This window comes from Methylosinus sp. Ce-a6 (assembly GCF_009811655.1).
Lineage (GTDB): Bacteria > Pseudomonadota > Alphaproteobacteria > Rhizobiales > Beijerinckiaceae > Methylosinus.
In genome coordinates this window covers 25,019-42,104 of record NZ_BGJX01000021.1, presented here as the reverse complement: position 1 = coordinate 42,104, position 17,086 = coordinate 25,019, and the positions used below count along the sequence as shown (strand labels likewise).

The following is a 17,086-nucleotide window of genomic DNA, read 5'->3' as shown; positions in this document are numbered from 1 at the left end:
CGTGACCTTCTCGGCCCGCCGTGGCATAAAGCCCCCATGGCTGCGACGATTCGAAACGCGTTCGACCCGGGCTTCGGCGTCTATGTGCATTGGCCGTTCTGCCTGTCGAAATGCCCCTATTGCGACTTCAACAGCCACGTCCGCAAGGGCGAGGTCGACGAAGATCGCTTCATCGACGCTTTTCGCACGGAGATCGCGCATCGCGCGGCTCTCGCGCGGGGGCGCGAGGTGCGCTCGGTGTTCTTCGGCGGCGGCACGCCTTCGCTCATGCATCCGTCGACGCTCGAAGCGATATTGAAGGCGATCTCCGACCATTGGCCGCTCGCTTCCGACGTCGAGATCACGCTCGAGGCCAACCCCACCAGCGTCGAGGCGTCGCGCTTCCGCAGCTTCAAGGCGGCCGGCGTCAATCGCGCCTCGCTCGGCGTGCAGGCGCTGAACGACATAGAATTGCGCGCGCTCGGCCGCCAGCATTCGGTCGCCGAGGCGCTCGCCGCGCTCGACATCGCCAACAAGACTTTCGAGCGCGTCTCGTTCGATCTCATCTACGCCCGTCCACAGCAGACGCCGGCGGCCTGGCGCAAGGAGCTCGAGCTCGCGCTGGCGCGCGGGACCGAGCATGTCTCGCTCTATCAGCTGACGATCGAGCCGGAGACGATGTTCGAGCGCATGTTCGACGCCGGCAAGCTCGATATTCCCGACAATGAGACGCAGCGCGCTCTGTGGGACGTCACGCAGGAGGTGACGGCGCGCGCCGGCCTGCCGGCCTATGAGGTCTCAAATCATGCGCGGCCGGGCGCGGAATGCCGGCACAATCTCGTCTATTGGCGCTATGGCGAATATGCGGGCATCGGCCCCGGCGCGCATGGGCGGCTCATCACGCCGCGCGGGCGGCGCGCCCAGGCGGCCGAGAAGCACCCGGAAATGTGGCTCACCTGCGTCGAGACCGAAGGACACGGGCTCGTCGAGGACGAGTTGCTCTCCGCCGAGCAGGAAGGCGACGAGTTCCTGCTGATGGGCCTGCGCCTGCGCGAAGGGATAGATCCGGCGCGCTATTTCGCGCTCACCGGCAAGAAGCTGTCGCAATCGCGCGTCGCCGAGCTCATCGGCGACGGCCTCGTCGAGCTGACGCGCGACAATCGGCTGCGCGTGAGCTCGGAAGGATTTCCCGTGCTCGACGCGGTGGTGGCCGATCTCGCGGCCTGAGCGGGCCAGACTCTTCGATCTCTCATGGAAAAACGAAAGGCGGCCAGGGCAGCTCGCCCTCGCCGCGATGGAGCGCCGCCGCGCGTGGCGTGAAGGCGCCGTCGGCTTCGTGCAGGACGAGCGGCGCAAGCAGGGACAGCGGGGCCCTGGAGCCTTTGACGCCGCGCAGGAGAATGCGTGTCGCCGCTTCGCCCGCGCGCGGACAGAGCGGCAGGATGGCGAGCGCGCCGAGCCGGGCGCCGACGCCAGCGAGGCAGTCGGCGAGCGCGTCGGCGCGATGGATCATGACGAAGAGGCCGCCTGGACGCAGCAGCGCGACGCAGGCGCGCAGCCAGGGCTCGAGGCCCTCCGCGCTCACATGGGCGAGCGCGCGTCGCGGGTCGGGCGAGACGCGCGCGCGGCCGGGCGTGAGATAGGGCGGATTGGTGAGCACGACATCGGCGCTCTCATTGGCGAGTCCGGCGGCGCGGCGGGATGCGGCGGAGAGAAGATCGGCCTCGTGGACGGCGGCCCGCGCGGTAAGATCGTTCTCGGCGATATTCTCGCGCGCCAATGCGCAGGCGGCGCTGTCGATCTCGAGCAGCGCGATCTGCGCCGCGGGCGCGCGCTGCGCGGCGGCGAGGCCGACGATCCCGGTCGCGGCCCCGGCGTCGATGACGAGGCCCCGTGCGCCGGGCGGCGTCGCGGCGGCGAGCAGCACCGCATCCGTGCCCGCGCGATGGCCGCGCGCCATCTGGCGGAGGCGCAAGCGACCCGCGAGAAAATGATCCGCGGTCGGAGATCCCTCCGGGGTCGGCGAAACGTTCATCGCCGGGCAAACGTTCATCGCTGACAAAATGTCACAGCTCCCCCCGTCGGGCAATCGCTCGGCCATTTCCATGCGTCCAAGGTCCAGCGACGGGACCACAACAGGAAGACGCCATGAAAACGACCGAGAAACCGACCGACATCATTCGGCTCCTGGCCGCGACGGCGATCCTATACGCCTTTTCGACGATCGGCGCTTTGGAGCCTGCGGGCGCCCAGCCGGCGCGCGGACTTTCCTGCGGGCGGCTCTGGTATCAGCGGAACGCCATCTACGCCCGCGCTGGACATTGCTTCAACACCGAGCGCGGGCGCGCGACCTTCGGCGAAGGATGTTTCTCGCCCTATGGTCGGCTGAGCGGCGCCGAGAGCCGGCAGGTTCAGCGGATTCAACGGCTCGAGCGCATGAACGGCTGCTGAGAGCGAATTGCGCCCCGGCCGGGTCAGCCGGGGCTGCGACCCTCGGGAGAAGGCCGTCGCGCAGAGCGGCCGAGCGCGCATCCCGGCTTGCCGCGGGCCCGTCGAAGCCTTAAGTTCCCCCGCGTTCTATAGAGAGCAGGGCAAGGGGGCTACGTGGGCATCGTCATACCGCTGGAAGAAAAGGAAGAGAAGTCCGCCAGCCTCGATAATCTGCTTTCGCTGATCGGCCCCGATCTGCAGCGCGTCAACCAGCTGATCCTGCAGCGCATGGGCTCGGATGTGACGACGATCCCCGAGGTCGCCGATCATCTCATCTCGGCGGGCGGCAAGCGCCTGCGGCCGATGCTCGTGCTCGCCACCGCCGGAATGTGCGGCTATCAGGGCGACGGCCACCTCAAATTCGCCGCCGGCATCGAATTCATGCACACGGCCACTCTGCTGCACGACGATGTGGTGGACGAGAGCGACATGCGCCGCGGCAAGATCGCGGCGCGCATGCTCTGGGGCAACGAGACCTGCGTTCTCGTCGGCGACTTCCTGCTCGGCCACGCCTTCAAGATGATGGTGGAGCCCGGCGTGCTCTCCTGCCTGACCGTCGTCTCGCAGGCCGCGGCCGTCATCGCGGAAGGCGAGATTTTGCAGCTCAACGCCGCCAAGGACACGCAGACGACCGAGGACGCCTATATGGCGGTCATCCGCTCCAAGACGGCGGAGCTCTTCGCCGCGGCGGCGGAGGTCGGGCCGATGCTCGCCGGCCGCTCCAAGGCCGACGAGGCCGCCTGTCGCAGCTATGGCATGAATCTCGGCGTCGCCTTCCAGCTCATCGACGACGCGCTCGACTATGGCGGACAATCGGCCAAGCTCGGCAAGAATGTCGGCGACGATTTCCGCGAGGGCAAGATCACCCTTCCCGTCGTGCTCGCCTTCCGCCGCGGCAGCGAGACGGAGCGCGAATTCTGGCGGCGCACGCTGGAGAAGGGCGAGATTCACGACGGCGACGTCGAGACCGCCTGCGCGCTGATGAAGAAGCACGACGCGATCAAGGATACGGTCGAGCGCGCGATTCATTACGGCGCGATCGCGCGCGACGCGCTGGAGATATTCCCCGCTTCGCCCTGGAAGTCGGCGCTGCTCGAGGTCGTCGATTTCTGCGTCGAGCGCGCCTATTGACGCGAGAACGCCCCGCGGGCGGGAAGCCGGCGGGGCGTGAGGACGAGGAGGAGACTTTTCGGCGTCAGTCGCGCCCCTCGCCTTCGTGCTCGCCTTCATGCCCGTGATGATGCGGGCCCTTGGCGATCGCATGGAGCAGAATGGCGAAGCGGCGCTTCTGCGCATCGTCGAGGCTGTCGAAGAGCGGCTTGGCGGCCTCGGCGAGCTTCTGCGTCTCGGCGGCTTTGGCGGAGAGCGTCTTGGAGTGGAGCTGGAGGCCTTCGATCACGCTGCGATGCTCGTGGATGTCTTTCCACTTGTCCTTGTTTTCGGCGAAACGCGCGGCGCGCGCCTTGGCGATGTCGCGCAGCGCGGTCTCGACCGCCGGCCAGTTCTTCTCCTGGGCGGGGCTGAGCTTGAGGCCTGCCTTCAGAGCGGCGATCTTGGCGTCGGCGAAAGCGGCGTGATCTTCCGCCGAGAATTGGTGATGATGATGCTCCGCCGTAGCCTGCTGCGCCGAGACTCCGGTCGAGAGCGGGAGGGAGAGAGCGACCGCGGCAACGGCGGCGAGGAGATGTTTCTTCATGAGCGTTCACCTGAGGGGGTGGGTGGACCTGACGCTCCGACAATTCGTTCGCGGCGGACGAAAAGCAACTTAATGTTTGGTAATGTCCTCGGCGAGAAACCTTTCGTCTACTTAATGTTTTACGTATTCGTATTTTACATGTTCGGCCGGAGCGCGCGCCGCGGCCGCGATCCGGCTCGCGTCTCGGGCAAGGAGGGAGCAGGAGAGTGAGCGCATTCGCCGCCATACGCATCGACAAGGACGAGGCCGGCTATCGCGCCGCCTATGCCGAGCTCGCCGAGAGCGAGCTGATGGAGGGCGACGTCGATGTCGAAGTGACGCACAGCACCGTCAATTACAAGGACGGCCTCGCCGTGACCGGCAAGGCGCCGGTGGTGCGGCGCTTCCCGATGATTCCGGGCGTCGACTTCGCCGGCCGCGTCACGCGTTCCGACCATCCGGACTTTCGCCCGGGCGATCAGGTGATCGCCGGCGGCTGCGGCCTCGGCGAGCAGCATTACGGCGGCTTTTCGCAGCGCGCGCGCGTCAGCGGCGACTGGCTGATCCATCTGCCGAAGGGGCTGACGCCGGCGCAGGCGATGGCGATCGGCAGCGCCGGCTATACGGCCATGCTCTGCGTGCTCGCGCTGGAGCGCCAAGGGCTCGAGCCTTCGCGCGGGCCCGTCGTGGTGACGGGCGCCGCGGGCGGCGTCGGCTCGGTGGCGGTGGCGCTGCTCGCGGCGCTCGGCTGGCGCGTCGTCGCCTCCACTGGACGTCCCGAGGAGGGAGCCTATCTCAAGGATCTGGGCGCCTTCGAGATCATCGACCGCGCCGAGCTCTCCACTCCCGGCAAGCCGCTGCAGAAACAGCGTTTTTCCGGCGGCGTCGACACGGTGGGCGCGGTCACGCTCGCCAATGTGCTGGCGCAGACGGCGATGGACGGCGTGGTCGCGGCCTGCGGCAATGCGCAGGGAATGGAGCTGCCGACGACGGTCGCCCCCTTCATCCTTCGCGGCGTCTCGCTCATCGGCGTGGAGAGCGTGCGGCCCAATCTGCCGCTGCGGCGAACCGGCTGGGAGCGGCTGGCGCGTGATCTCGACAAGGGGATGCTCGCGCGCATGACCGAGACGGCGCCTTTCTCGGAGGCGCTGGAGCGCGCGCGGTCGATCGTCGCCGGCAAGATCAGAGGCCGGCTGGTGATCGAGATCGGTTGACGGGCGAGCTCGGCGGACGTTCGATCGACGTCCGCGACAGCGACGATTCTCGCAGCGTCGGACAGGACGTGATGACATGAGCAGCGCCTTCACCAAAGAACAGAACGACGACGAGCTGCGCCAGGAGCTCCCCGATCGCCCGGTCAGTCCGCATCGCAATCTCGTCACGCCGGAAGGCTTGGCGCAGATCGAGGCCGAGCTCACGCGTCTGCATGTGGAGCTCGAATCGGCGCGGGCGAAGGACGACAAAGGCGCAGTGGCGCTGGCGGCGCGCGATCTGCGCTATTGGACGGCGCGGCGCGCCAGCGCCGAAGTCGTGCGGCCGATCGCCGACCATGAGCAGGTGCGCTTCGGCCATCGCGTCGTGATAGAGGACGAGTCCGGCAAGCGTCAGGCCTTTCGCCTCGTCGGCGAGGACGAGGCCGATCCCGCCAAGGGCCTCATTCCCTATGTCGCCCCGCTCGCCAAGGCGCTGCTCGGCAAGAGCGTGGGCGATGGCGTCGAGGTGATCCATCACAGCGCCAGGATCGTCGAGATCGCCTGAACCGCGGGAGAGGAACCGCGCGAGAAGTCGCGCGGTCCGTCGTATCGTCGTCACGCGGCCTTTTTGACCGCGGGCTTGGCCTGTGGCTTGGCGGCCTTCTCGGGGGCCGGCTCGGCGACCGCGGCGGCCTGCTTGCGCGCTGGCTGCGGCTCCTGCTTGGGCGCGATCTTGGGCGCGATCTTGCCGGCGACCTTCGCCTCCGCCTTGGCCTGGGGCTTGGCCTCGCCCTTGGATTTCGCCTCGGCCTTGGCCTCGACCTTGGCCTCGATCTTGGCCTCCGTCTTCGGCTCGGCCTTGCCGGCGGGCGCGCCCTTCTTGAGGCGGCGCTTCACCGATTGCCACAATTCGCGCATCTCCTGCGCGGCGACGCCCTCCGGATTGAGCTCGCAGACGCCGAGACCGAGACGAGCGGCCTCCTGATAGTCGACGCGGGCCGAGACGAGCGGGGCGAGCAGCGCGCCCATCTCCTGCAGCGCCTGAGCGCCCTGATCGACGCGGGCGGTCTGCTGCGCCGGCGGGCATTGGTTGAGAAGAAAGGCGTAGTCCTTCTTCTTGTCCTTGATGCTGATGCGGGTCAGCTCGCAGGCCCATAGATCGAACACATTGGGCCGCGCCGGAATGATGCAGAGATCGGCGGCGCGAATGGCGGCGTCGGTATATTCGGTGTCGGCGCCGGGCGCGTCGATGACGACGAGCGTGACGCCTTTCTTCTCGAGCGCGACGAGCGCCTTGCCGAGCTTGGCCGGCGGCACGTGCTCGACCGGAACGTCGGTCGCTTCGCGCGCCTTCGACCATTTGACCAGGGACTGGAGCGGATCCAAATCGATAATGAAAACACGCTCGCCCGCTGAGCGGGCGGCTACGGCGATGCTGCTGGCGAGCGTGCTCTTTCCGGCGCCGCCCTTCTGCGTGACGAATGCGATAGTGCGCATGCTGATCGACCTGTGTTTGAAAGATTGGGCTCCTACGCCGCCAGGAACGTTACAGGGGAACACCACGGGGGAACGCCACGAAGGGAACAGGGAGGGTCGGTAGATTTTTACAGAATCGTAATACTCCCCGAATGGTTAACCGTCGGTTAAATCGGGCCTGCAAAGGTAAAGGTTCGGAAAATACGAACAAGAGAAGGGGACGCATGTCATCCGCGGCGATCGTCTATAATGGCGCCCATGAGTGATTTGTTCGCCGCCGCCGGGCTCGAGCGCAATGCGCCGCATCCGCTCGCCGATCGTCTGCGTCCGCAGAAGCTGGAGGAGGTCGCCGGCCAGGACCATCTCGTCGGTCCGGACGGGGCGCTGACGCGCATGATTCGCTCCGGCTCGCTCGGTTCGCTGATTCTCTGGGGCCCGCCCGGCGCCGGCAAGACGACGGTGGCGCGCCTTCTGGCGCATGAGACCGATCTCGCCTTCGTGCAAATCTCGGCGATCTTCACCGGCGTCGCCGATCTCAAGAAAAGCTTCGAGGCGGCGCGCGCCCGTCGCGCGGCGGGGCAGGGCACGCTGCTCTTCGTCGACGAGATTCATCGCTTCAACCGTGGCCAGCAGGATTCCTTTCTGCCGGTGATGGAGGACGGCTCCGTCACGCTGATCGGCGCGACGACGGAAAATCCATCCTTCGAGCTCAACGCCGCCCTTCTGTCGCGCGCCCGCGTGCTGGTCTTCAAGCCGCTCGACGCGGAGGCGATCGAGAGACTGCTGAAGCGCGCGGAGAGCAGCGAGGGAAGGCCGCTGCCGCTCGAAGAGGACGCGCGCGCGGCGCTCGTCGCCATGGCCGACGGCGACGGCCGCGCGGCGCTGACGCTCGCCGAGGACGTCTGGCGCGCGGCCAAAGAGGGCGAGGTCTTCGACCGCGCCCGGCTCGCGGATGTGGTGCAGCGGCGCGCGCCCGTCTACGACAAGGCGCAGGAGGGCCATTACAATCTCATCAGCGCGCTGCACAAATGTGTGCGCGGCTCGGACCCGGATGCGGCCCTCTATTATCTCGCGCGTATGCTGGTCGCGGGCGAGGACCCGCTGTTCCTCGCGCGGAGAATCGTCCGCATGGCGGTCGAGGACATAGGCCTCGCCGACCCGCAGGCGCTCGTCGTCGCCAACGCCGCCAAGGACGCCTATGATTTTCTCGGCAGTCCGGAGGGCGAGCTGGCGCTGGCCCAGGCGGTCCTCTATGTGGCGGCCGCGCCGAAGTCCAACGCCGGCTATGTCGCCTATAAGGCCGCCCGCCGCCTCGCCGAGGAGAGCGGCTCGCCCATGCCGCCCAAGACCATCCTCAACGCGCCGACCAAATTGATGAAGAGCGAAGGCTATGGCGAGGGCTATCGCTACGATCACGACGAGCCGGACGCCTTCTCCGGCCAGGATTATTGGCCGGAGGCTATCGGGCGGCGGAGCTTCTACCGGCCGGTCGAGCGGGGATTCGAGCGCGAGATCGCCAAGCGGCTCGACTATTGGGAGCGGTTGCGCCGCGAGCGGCGCGGCTCGTGACGCGGCCCTTCGCAAGTCATTGAACAGAATCGGTTTCGCGCGGCGAAGCGTCGCTGCGACCGGCCGACTGCATGACGAATGCTTTATTTCTTGCTCTGTGATGTTCGAACAATTGTCAGGCTTCGATGCTGCGACGCATCGAAGCGCGCCGCGCGCGCGAACGCCGTGATTCTAGCTAAGATATAGAAATTAAACAATATATTTGCACTCTGGATTCGTCCGGCGAATCGCGTGCGAGCTTTGTTTCCCTCGCAATGTCAAGCAAATAGCGTCATGTAACAAGTATTAAATGTTGTATAATTGTCACAATTGTCGATGAAAGCACTATCCGTCCCAGCAAGTGGACTGTTCAGCGTTGACGCGGCTTTGTTCCGCGGCGTAGTACACGCTCGATCGGCAACACCGAGCGGCCGCTCGGATTTTCGGCGTCGGGGGGCGCCAGCGGCGGCCGCACTGATCGAAACGAGGGAACCATGAAGACGATTTCCGCAGCCGGCGCGCTCGCGCTGGTTCTCGCCGCCGCGCCGGCTCTCGCGGCCGACCTTCCGTCGCAGAAGGGCGCGCCGGCCTTTGTCGCTTTGGCCGCTCCCGCCTTCAGCTGGACCGGTCTCTATGGCGGTCTCAACATCGGCTATAGCTGGCTCGAGAGCTATCGCCTGTCCGGCGTCGAATTCGGCCCCGGCGGCGCACCGACCGGCGTCGCCTGGAACTATCCGTCGGCCGACATCGACGGCGTCATCGGCGGCGGCCAGATCGGCTATAATTATCAATTCGCCAACAGCGGCTTCGTCGTCGGCCTCGAGGCCGATTTCCAGGGCGCCGATCTGAGCGGCCAGACGCAGGGCGTCGGCTCCAATGTCGGCTATTTCCCGGTGCTGACCACGCGCCATTCGATCGACTGGTTCGGGACGGTGCGCGGCCGTATCGGCTATGCCGTCACGCCGACCATTCTCGTCTATGGCACGGGCGGCTTCGCCTATGGCGAGGCCTCCAGCCGCTTCACCTATTGGGACACGGCCGGCTTCTGGGGCCAGGGCTCGGAGAGCGACATTCGCACCGGCTGGACCGCCGGCGGCGGCGTGGAATGGGCCTTCATGCCCAATCTCTCGGCCAAGATCGAATATCTCTACACCGAGCTCGACGCCGGCCGCGGCTTCTGGTTCAACCAGATCACCCCCGGCGGCGCCGTCTCGGCCTTCACCTCGCAGCAGCGCGGGGTGCAGAACCACTTCCACACGATTCGCGTCGGCCTGAACTATCATCTCGATCTGTTCGGCGCGCCGGCTCCGGTCGTCGCCAAATATTGACATCTCGGCTCGTCGCAGAGCCTGCTGTCGAGAGAGCCCGGCGCCCGCGCGCCGGGCTTTTCGTTCGTGCGGCGCGGCGCCTGTTTTTTCGGCGCGCCGGCGTGGACGCGGCCGGGCGTACGGGTTAAAGAAGTCTCGAGATGCGTATGCGAGACTTGGCCCATATCCTCCGCCGCCTGGCGGCGCCGAACGTCGTTCCGACCGACGCCGGAGAGCGGCGATCGAGCTTCGCGCCTTTCTCGAACTATTCTAGCCTCGCCCGCATGCGCCTTCTGCGCTACGGCGCGGCGCTGCTGGCGAGCGCCATGCTCGGCTCGCTATTCCCGCAAATTTCCGCGCCGATCCGCGCCTTGTTCGCGGCCGGCGAGAAAGCCGGCGACGCCTCCGTCGTCAAGGCCGCGGAAGGGCTCGTCAAGCTCTCCGCCGAGCAGATCGAGGCCGCCAAGATCGCCATTGTCGCGGCCGCGCCCGGCGTGCTGACGCGGGCCGTCGTCGCCCCGGCCGTCGTCGCCGTCGATCCGGACCGCATCGGCCGCGTGGCCGCGAAAGTCGCCGGCGCCGTCGCCGAATTGCGCAAGAAGCTCGGCGATCCGGTCGAGAAGGGCGAGGTGATCGCCGTCATCGAGAGCCGCGAGGTCGCCGACGCCAAGAGCGACTATCTCGCCGCCAAAGTCGGTCTCGACCTGCAATCGGCGCTGTTCCAGCGTGAGAAGGGGCTCTTCGAGAAGAAGATTTCCGCCGAGCAGAGCTTTCTGAAGGCGCGCGGCGCCTATGAGGAGGCGAAGCTGCGCGTCGATCTCGCGCGGCAGAAGCTCGCCGCGCTCGATCTCTCCGAGGCCGAGATCGCCGCGCTGCCGAGCCAGCCGGTCGGCGAGCTGCGCCGCAAGGAGATACGCGCGCCCTCGTCGGGAAAAGTGATCGAGCGCCGCGCCGATCTCGGCCAGCCGGTCGGCGGCGAGGGGCAGACGAAGGAGCTGTTCGTCATCGCCGATATCTCCACCGTCTTCGCCGAAATCGCCGTCGCCTTGGCCGATCTTCCTCTGGTGCGGGAAGGGCAGAGCGTGCGCCTTTCGCACACTGACGAGGACGAGGCCGAGGGCCGCGTCGTGTTCATCGGCCCCATGCTCGACCACGAGACGCATTCCGGCCGCGCCGTCGCCTCTTTCGCCAATGCGGATTTCGCGCTACGGCCCGGCACGGCGATGACGGCGCATATCGCGCTCGAGGAGAAGCCGGCGCGCCTGCGCCTGCCGCGCTCCGCCCTTCTCACCTTCGAGGGCGAGACGGTCGTCTTCGTGCGCGCGCCGGAAGGTTTCGTGAAGCGCAAGGTCGAGACGGGCGCGAGCGACAGCGAATCGATCGAGATCGTCTCCGGGCTCGAGGCGGGGGAACAGGTCGCCGCGACCAACGCCTTCGTCCTGAAGGCGGAGCTCGGCAAATCGCGGCTCGAGGGTTTGGACTGACCGCCCGTCTCGTCGATGACGGCGGCGCGTGTGACGGGAATGTGTGACCGGAGATGATCGAGCGTTGCATCGCCTTTTCGGTTCGTCAGCGCTGGCTCGTCGCGCTGCTCACTTTGCTCGCCTGCCTCGTCGGCGCCGGCTCGCTCGAGCGCCTGCCGATCGACGCCGTGCCGGACATCACCAATAATCAGGTGCAGATCAACGCCATCGCGCCGGCGCTGTCGCCGACCGAGGTCGAAAAGCAGATCACTTTCCCCATCGAAAATGTGATCGCCGGCATTCCCGGTCTCGAATACACGCGCTCGCTCTCGCGCAACGGCTTCTCCCAGGTGACGGCTGTCTTCGCCGAGAAGCTCGACATTTATTTCGCGCGCCAGCAGGTGAACGAGCGTCTCGCCGAGGCGAAGGAGAATTTCCCCGCCGGCGTCGAGGCGCGCATGGGGCCGATCGCCACGGGTCTGAGCGAAGTCTACATGTGGGCGATCCGCTATGCGCCCAAGGAGCCCGGCCGCAAATATAGCGACGGCGAGCCGGGCTGGCAGAATGACGGGACCTATCTGACGCCGGACGGACATTCGCTGCGCAGCGAGCTCGAGCGCGCCGCCTATCTGCGCACCGTGCAGGATTGGATCGTCAAGCCGCAGCTCAAGGTCGTGCCCAATGTCGCCAGCATCGATTCGCTCGGCGGCTATGTGAAGCAGTTCGATGTGCGGCCGGATGCGATGAAGCTCTATTCGCTCGGCCTCTCCTTCGGCGATGTCGCCGCCGCGCTCGAGCGCAACAATCAGAGCCGCGGCGCCGGCTACATAGAGCGCAATGGCGAGGGCTATGTCGTGCGCAGCGGCGGCCGGCTGGAGAGGATCGACGACATTGAGCGCGTCGTCGTCACGACGCGCAACGGCGTGCCGCTGCGCGTGAAGGACATCGCCGAAGTGGGGATCGGCCGCGAGATGCGCGTCGGCAGCGCCAGCATGGACGGCGAGGAGGTCGTCATCGGCACGGCCCTCATGCTGATCGGCGGCAATAGCCGCTCGGTCTCCGCCGCCGTCGGCGCCAAGCTCGACGCCATTCGCGCCGCGCTGCCGCCCGGGATAGAGGCGCGAACGATCCTCGACCGCACCGTGCTCGTCGACGCGACGATCCGCACCGTCGCCTCCAATCTCGCGGAAGGCGCGCTGCTGGTCATTCTGGTGCTGTTTCTGCTGCTCGGCAATTTCCGCGCGGCGCTCATCACCGCGCTGGTCATTCCCGTCACCATGCTGCTGCTCGCCACCGGCATGGTCTATGGCCGCATCAGCGCCAATCTCATGAGCATGGGCGCGCTGGATTTCGGCCTCATCGCCGATGGCGCGGTGATCGTCGCCGAGAACAGCCTGCGCCATCTCTTCGAGCGGCGCCATGGGCTCGGCCGCGCGCTCTCGCTCGAGGAGCGGCTGCAGACGGTGATCGCCTCCGCCGTCGAGATGATCCGCCCGACCGTCTATGGCCAGGCGATCATCATTCTCGTCTATGTGCCTTTGCTGTCCTTCTCGGGCGTCGAAGGCAAGATGTTCCATCCGATGGCGATGACGGTGATTCTGGCGCTCGTCGCCGCCTTCGTTCTCTCGCTCACCTTCGTTCCGGCGATGATCGCCATTCTCGTTTCCGGGCGCGTCGAGGAGAGCGAGAACAAATTCATCGCGGCCCTCAAGCGCGCCTATCTGCCGCGTCTGCAGAACGCGATCACTGCGCCGCGGAGGCCCATCGCCATCGGCGCCGGCGCTTTTCTGCTGGCGCTGCTGCTCGCCTCGCGCCTCGGTCAGGAGTTCATCCCGACGCTCGACGAGAAGAATCTCGCCATGCAGGCGGGCCGCATTCCGAGCGCCTCGCTCACCCAGTCGCAGGCGATGCAGAACGAGGTCGAGAATGCGATCCATCGCGCGCCCGAGGTCGCCTATGTCTTCTCCAAGACCGGCACGGCGGAGGCGGCGACCGACCCCATGCCGCCCAATCTCACCGACACTTATATTTTCTTGAAACCGCGCGAGGAATGGGCCGATCCGAAGCTTCCCAAGGAGGAGCTGATCCGCCGCATCGACGCACATGTCTCCGAGCTCCCCGGCAATCTCTATGAATTCTCGCAGCCGATACAGCTGCGCTTCAACGAGCTGCTCGCCGGCGTGCGCGGCGACGTCGCAGTGAAGGTGTTCGGCGAGAATTTCGACTCCATGGCCAAGGAGGCGGAGCAGATCGCCGGCGTGCTGCGCGGCGTCGCCGGCGCCGAGGATGTGAAGGTCGAGCAGATCACGGGGCTTCCCTTCCTCGAGATCGAGATCGACAAGACCGAGATCGCCCATCTCGGCCTCAGCGTCGCCGAGGTGCAGGACGTCATCGGCGCGGCGGTCGGCGGCCAGCGCGCCGGCGTCGTCTTCGAGGGCGACCGCCGCTTTCCGATCATCGTGCGCTTGAAGGACGAATTGCGCTACGACATTGGCGCGCTCGAAAATCTCCCCGTCTCGGTGCATGGCCATGACACGGGGCGCATTCGCACCGTGCCGCTGAAACAGGTCGCCTCCTTCGTCTTCCACGAAGGGCCCAATCAGATCTCGCGCGAGAATGGCAAGCGCCGCGTCGTCGTCACCGCCAATGTGCGCGGGCGCGACATCGCCTCCGTCGTCGCCGAGGCGCAGGAGAGGGTGAAGGCGAAGGTCACGCTCGCTCACGGCGACTGGCTCTCATGGGGCGGGCAGTTCGAAAATCTCGCGGCCGCGCGGAAAAAGCTCGTCGTGGTCGTGCCCTTGTGCTTCTTCCTCATTTTTCTGCTGCTCTTTTCGGCGCTGGGCTCGGCGCGCGACGCGCTCATCGTGTTCAGCGCCGTGCCGCTGGCGCTCTCCGGCGGCGTCGCGGCGCTATGGCTGCGCGGAATGCCCATGTCGGTCTCCGCGGCGGTCGGCTTCATCGCGCTCTCCGGCGTCGCCGTGCTCAACGGCCTCGTGATGCGCAGCTACATATTGCAGCTCGTGCAGCAGGGCCGCGCGCCGCGCGAGGCCATCGTCGAAGGCGCGATGACGCGCCTGCGCCCCGTGGCGATGACGGCGCTCGTCGCCTCGCTCGGCTTTTTCCCCATGGCCTTTGCGACGGGCACGGGCGCGGAGGTGCAGAAGCCCATCGCCACAGTGGTCATCGGCGGGCTCGTCAGCGCGACCATTCTCACGCTCTTCGTGCTGCCGGCGCTCTATGCGCTGTTCGGGCGCGACGAGGCGATCCACGCGCCGGCGGAGGGTGTCGTCGCGGACGCGCGCGGGGCCGACGCATGAGACGCGCGTCGCTCATCGCTCTGGCGCTCGGCCTGCTCGCGCCCGCATCCGCTTTCGGCGAGACGCTCGCCGAGGCGCTGGCGCGCGCCTATGAGCTCAATCCGACGATCAATTCCGCGCGCGCCGGCCAGCGCGCCAATGACGAGAATGTGCCGCGCGCGCTCTCGCAATTCCGCCCGAGCGTGCGCGCCGACGCCTTTCTCGGTGTGGAGCGGCGGCGCTCGGTGCAGAAATCCTTCGAATACGACAATGGCAGTCGACTCGAGCCGCTGTGGGTCGAGAGCATTCAGAACAATCGCGGCGGCCCGCCGCGCTCCGCCGTGCTCAGCGTCGAGCAGCCGCTGTTCGATGGTTTTCGCACGCGCAACGCCGCGCTCTCCGCCGAGACCAATGTGCATGGGGGACGCGAGCGGCTGCGGCTCATCGAGCAGCGCCTGCTGTTCGAGGCGGTCTCCGTCTATATGAATGTGCTGCGCGACACGGCGGCGCTGCGCCTGCAGCAGAATCATGTCGCGGTGCTCGAGGAGCAATTGCGCCAGACCAAGGAGCGCTATGCGGCCGGCGAGATCACGCCGACCGATATTGCGCAAGCCGAGGCGCGGCTCTCCGCCGGCCGCTCGCAGGCGGCGACGGCGCGCGCCGAGCTCGACGCGAGCCTCGCGCGCTATGCGCAGATCATGGGAGCCGAGCCGAAGCGCCTCACGCCGGCCGAGCCGATAGACCGCCTGCTGCCGAAGACGCGCGAGGCGGCCGAGCGCGTCGCGCTCGCCGAGCATCCGGTGGTGCGCGCCGCCCAGCATGACGCCGAGGCCGCCGATCTCGACATAAGGGTGATCGAGAGCGATTTTCTGCCGAGCCTCTCCATGGTCGGCAAGGTCTATACCGAATCCGATATAGACGGCCGCGGCAATCGCGCCGTCGGCGCGCAGCTCCTCGGCAAATTATCGGTGCCGATCTATTCCGGCGGCGGGACCTCGGCGCGGCTGCGCCAGGCCAAGGAGACGGCGGGGCAGAAGAAGTTCGATGTCGACGCCGCGCGCGCCGAGCTGATGGCGCTGACGCGCGCCAATTGGGGAGGGCTGCAGGCCGCCAAGGCGCAGATCGGCGCGGCGAGCGCGCAGATCGCCGCCGCCGAGCGCGCGCTCGAGGGCGTGCGCGAGGAGGCCAAGGCCGGCAAGCGCACGACACTCGAAATATTGAACGCGCAGCAGGAGCTGCTCGGCGCGCGTCTGGCGCTGGTCGTCGCGCAGCGGGACCGCGTCGTCGCCTCTTACGCCGTGCTGGCCGCGATCGGCCGCTTGTCGGCGCAGCAGCTCGGCCTCGCCGTCGCCGGATATGACGCTTCCGCGCATTTCGAGGCGGTCAAAGACTCTTGGGGCGGAATCGAAACGCCCGGCCGCCGCTGAGAGCGGCGCCGGGCGTCTTTCATATATGTGGAGTCCGTCACCGCGAGCGAAGCGAAGCAATCCAGAATCGTGAGGCGGCCCCTGGATCGCGTCGTCGTTCCGCTCCTCGCGATTGACGGCCGTTTGTCAGTCTCGGCCGGCGGAGCGGCGCTGGTCGCTCTGCGCGGCCTTGTCGCTTTCGGCGGCTTTGTCGCCGGCGGGCGCGGCGGCCTGGGCGGTCGCGGGGATCGCTTCCTGGCCGGCGGCGGCCAGCACCGCCTCGCGGAAGGCGCCTTCGACCGAGACGACGAAATTGTAATTCGTCGAGGAATAGGGGCCGATGCGCGAGGGGTCGTTGCTGCGCCAGCCGACGAGAATGGCGCCGAGCTTCATGCGCGGCTCGCCGGCGAGAACAGCGCCGCCGGAGGCGCCGTCGCCGGTGCCGCAATCGAAGGCGAATTCGCGCGCGCCGCCCTTCAGCTGATTGGTCTGCGCGCGCAGGCGGCAGGCCTCGAAGGACATGGTCTCCGCGTCGCGCCAGTCGGAATGGCCGCGCGAGACGAATTCGACGGTCTGCTCGACGGCGAGCGGATCGGCGAGATCATAGGGCTTCACATCGTCGAGCGGCTGCGCGAGGCGGGCCACCGCCCAATCATTGATCGCCTTGACCGCATAGGGCTTGGCGGAGCCGGCGACGATCGACGTCATGTCGATCGCGACGCGGCGCTTCTTGCCATCGACATCGGTGACGAATTGGCAGCTGCGCGCGCGCTTGGCGCCGCGCTCGTCGTAGAAAACATGCGCCGCAGTGGTGATGACATTATTGGCGAGGGTGAGCTGCCCGGCGCCATGCGCGCGGCCGCATTGGATGAGGCCGGAGGCGGCGTGCGCCTGCTTCAGCGACCCGGCGTCGAGCTTTTGGCGCGTCGCGTATTGGTCGGCGCTCGCGCGACGCTCGGAGCCGAGCACCAGCACTTTCGTCGGCTCGAGCCGCGCGGCGGCGGAGAGCTTCTCCTGCTGAGTGACGCCGGCCTCGGCCGAGGAGGTGGAAAATGGCGCAGCCGCCAAGCAAAGGGCGGCCGCGAAAAGACGATATTCGACGTTCTTCATCGCGTCCTCTTGTCTTGTTCGAGACTAGGACTATGCGAGGCCGTTGCGGTTCACAAGCTTGGCAATAAGCAAAAACACGGACTTCGCCGGAATACCTTCGAACCGTCACAGTGTCGCCACGCGCGGGCGTGGCCGCCGCGAAA

Annotated in this window: 14 protein-coding genes; 10 read left to right on the top strand and 4 right to left on the bottom strand. The window is 67.1% G+C overall.

Annotated elements, in window-relative coordinates:
* Positions 1-36 precede the first annotated feature (36 nt).
* Positions 37-1,206: a radical SAM family heme chaperone HemW gene (gene hemW, locus Mspo_RS13705; RefSeq protein WP_159730643.1), complete on the top strand. Its 1,170-nt coding sequence runs from the start codon at positions 37-39 to the stop codon at positions 1,204-1,206.
* 22 nt (positions 1,207-1,228) lie between these two features.
* Here the strand turns inward: hemW and Mspo_RS13700 are convergent, their stop codons facing one another.
* Positions 1,229-2,014: a tRNA1(Val) (adenine(37)-N6)-methyltransferase gene (locus Mspo_RS13700; protein ID WP_159730641.1), complete on the bottom strand. Its 786-nt coding sequence runs from the start codon at positions 2,012-2,014 to the stop codon at positions 1,229-1,231.
* Between the two features lie 113 nt (positions 2,015-2,127).
* On the opposite strand from Mspo_RS13700, the gene Mspo_RS13695 reads away from it, so the two are divergent.
* Together Mspo_RS13695 and Mspo_RS13690 are read left to right on the top strand one after the other, a co-directional pair.
* Positions 2,128-2,430 (top strand): YARHG domain-containing protein, encoded by a 303-nt coding sequence (locus Mspo_RS13695; RefSeq protein WP_159730639.1) that lies wholly within the window; start codon positions 2,128-2,130, stop codon positions 2,428-2,430.
* 153 nt (positions 2,431-2,583) lie between these two features.
* On the top strand, positions 2,584-3,600 hold the full coding sequence (locus Mspo_RS13690; RefSeq protein ID WP_159730637.1) for a polyprenyl synthetase family protein: 1,017 nt from the start codon (positions 2,584-2,586) through the stop codon (positions 3,598-3,600).
* Between the two features lie 64 nt (positions 3,601-3,664).
* Here the strand turns inward: Mspo_RS13690 and Mspo_RS13685 are convergent, their stop codons facing one another.
* Positions 3,665-4,165 carry a Spy/CpxP family protein refolding chaperone gene (locus Mspo_RS13685; RefSeq protein WP_159730635.1) on the bottom strand — a complete coding sequence of 167 codons (501 nt, stop codon included), beginning with the start codon at positions 4,163-4,165 and terminating at the stop codon, positions 3,665-3,667.
* A gap of 206 nt (positions 4,166-4,371) precedes the next feature.
* On the opposite strand from Mspo_RS13685, the gene Mspo_RS13680 reads away from it, so the two are divergent.
* Both Mspo_RS13680 and greA read left to right on the top strand, forming a co-directional pair.
* On the top strand, positions 4,372-5,358 hold the full coding sequence (locus tag Mspo_RS13680) for an MDR family oxidoreductase (RefSeq protein WP_159730633.1): 987 nt from the start codon (positions 4,372-4,374) through the stop codon (positions 5,356-5,358).
* A 76-nt stretch (positions 5,359-5,434) separates the two neighbouring features.
* Positions 5,435-5,902 (top strand): transcription elongation factor GreA, encoded by a 468-nt coding sequence (gene greA, locus Mspo_RS13675; protein ID WP_159730632.1) that lies wholly within the window; start codon positions 5,435-5,437, stop codon positions 5,900-5,902.
* A gap of 50 nt (positions 5,903-5,952) precedes the next feature.
* Here the strand turns inward: greA and Mspo_RS13670 are convergent, their stop codons facing one another.
* Entirely contained in the window at positions 5,953-6,834 is an 882-nt protein-coding gene (locus tag Mspo_RS13670; RefSeq protein WP_159730630.1) for an AAA family ATPase, read from the bottom strand.
* 237 nt (positions 6,835-7,071) lie between these two features.
* On the opposite strand from Mspo_RS13670, the gene Mspo_RS13665 reads away from it, so the two are divergent.
* From Mspo_RS13665 to Mspo_RS13645, 5 genes are all read left to right on the top strand, one after another.
* Positions 7,072-8,382, top strand: coding sequence for a replication-associated recombination protein A (locus Mspo_RS13665; RefSeq protein ID WP_159730628.1), 1,311 nt, complete (start codon positions 7,072-7,074; stop codon positions 8,380-8,382).
* 473 nt (positions 8,383-8,855) lie between these two features.
* Positions 8,856-9,689: an outer membrane protein gene (locus Mspo_RS13660; protein ID WP_159730626.1), complete on the top strand. Its 834-nt coding sequence runs from the start codon at positions 8,856-8,858 to the stop codon at positions 9,687-9,689.
* Between the two features lie 146 nt (positions 9,690-9,835).
* Entirely contained in the window at positions 9,836-11,152 is a 1,317-nt protein-coding gene (locus Mspo_RS13655; protein WP_244613440.1) for an efflux RND transporter periplasmic adaptor subunit, read from the top strand.
* A gap of 53 nt (positions 11,153-11,205) precedes the next feature.
* Positions 11,206-14,448, top strand: coding sequence for an efflux RND transporter permease subunit (locus Mspo_RS13650; RefSeq protein ID WP_159730624.1), 3,243 nt, complete (start codon positions 11,206-11,208; stop codon positions 14,446-14,448).
* Positions 14,445-15,854, top strand: coding sequence for a TolC family outer membrane protein (locus Mspo_RS13645; protein ID WP_159730622.1), 1,410 nt, complete (start codon positions 14,445-14,447; stop codon positions 15,852-15,854). Before Mspo_RS13650 ends, Mspo_RS13645 begins: the two co-directional genes overlap by 4 nt.
* Before the next feature lie 126 nt (positions 15,855-15,980).
* On the opposite strand, the gene Mspo_RS13640 is transcribed toward Mspo_RS13645, so the two are convergent.
* Entirely contained in the window at positions 15,981-16,943 is a 963-nt protein-coding gene (locus Mspo_RS13640; protein WP_159730620.1) for a trypsin-like serine protease, read from the bottom strand.
* Between the last annotated feature and the right edge of the window lie 143 nt (positions 16,944-17,086).